Here is a 425-nt window from a genome sequence, read left to right as displayed (position 1 = left end):
GGTCTCAGAGCATTTTCCCACGCAGCAGTATCGGCTTTTGCTGCCCGGTATTTTTTTGCACCGCCGTGCCTCCTGATCTCGCGGCTAATCGTTGAAGGAGCTCTTGATAATCTGGCAGCGATGTCCCTGATGCTGCGTTTTGCTACCAATCCTCTCGATATCTCCTCTCTTTCATCAAGCGAAAGCGCTAAACGGTGCCGCTTTCGCACGGGAGGACGGTAGCCACCTGTCTGGTGGATTGTAGGCATAATAGAAGAGTGAAATCTGTCGAACATTCTGGCGATATCATGCAGAGAATCACCTTGCTTGTATCTGTCCCAGATAATCGCCTTTTGTTCTGGCGTGTAGTAAATGCGAGTTCTTTCGTTTCATGGCAACGCCCCCCTTGATCAAGGATAGCGTTGCATCGACCCATTGAACTCACA

At 50.1% G+C, this 425-nt stretch carries 1 protein-coding gene; it reads right to left on the bottom strand.

Annotated elements, in window-relative coordinates; translation table 11 throughout:
- On the bottom strand, positions 1 to 353 hold a 353-nt coding region (locus HA41_RS19450; RefSeq protein WP_143807386.1), incomplete at its 3' end, for a helix-turn-helix domain-containing protein.
- Between the last annotated feature and the right edge of the window lie 72 nt (positions 354 to 425).

Origin of the sequence: Pantoea conspicua (assembly GCF_002095315.1) — a bacterium.
GTDB classification, from domain to species: Bacteria; Pseudomonadota; Gammaproteobacteria; order Enterobacterales; family Enterobacteriaceae; genus Pantoea; species Pantoea conspicua.
Note: the sequence above shows the minus strand (reverse complement) of the source record. Positions and strands in the feature narration are given on the sequence as shown.